Below are 588 nucleotides of genomic sequence, written 5' to 3' on the forward strand. Positions count from 1 at the left end.
TGTCTCCAAATTTGGCGGTACCAGCGTAGCTGATTTTGACGCCATGAACCGCAGCGCTGATATTGTGCTTTCTGATGCCAACGTGCGTTTAGTTGTCCTCTCGGCTTCTGCTGGTATCACTAATCTGCTGGTCGCTTTAGCTGAAGGACTGGAACCTGGCGAGCGATTCGAAAAACTCGACGCTATCCGCAACATCCAGTTTGCCATTCTGGAACGTCTGCGTTACCCGAACGTTATCCGTGAAGAGATTGAACGTCTGCTGGAGAACATTACTGTTCTGGCAGAAGCGGCGGCGCTGGCAACGTCTCCGGCGCTGACAGATGAGCTGGTCAGCCACGGCGAGCTGATGTCGACCCTGCTGTTTGTTGAGATCCTGCGCGAACGCGATGTTCAGGCACAGTGGTTTGATGTACGTAAAGTGATGCGTACCAACGACCGATTTGGTCGTGCAGAGCCAGATATAGCCGCGCTGGCGGAACTGGCCGCGCTGCAGCTGCTCCCACGTCTCAATGAAGGCTTAGTGATCACCCAGGGATTTATCGGTAGCGAAAATAAAGGTCGTACAACGACGCTTGGCCGTGGAGGCAG

The 588-nt window shown here is 54.3% G+C and carries 1 protein-coding gene; it reads left to right on the plus strand.

Annotated elements, in window-relative coordinates:
• Window positions 1-588, plus strand: a 588-nt coding sequence (locus tag QQK25_RS23535; RefSeq protein ID WP_284190127.1) for an amino acid kinase family protein, incomplete at both ends; no start/stop codon positions are given.

Origin of the sequence: Zoogloea oryzae (assembly GCF_030161255.1) — a bacterium.
In the GTDB taxonomy this organism is placed as follows: domain Bacteria; phylum Pseudomonadota; class Gammaproteobacteria; order Burkholderiales; family Rhodocyclaceae; genus Zoogloea; species Zoogloea oryzae.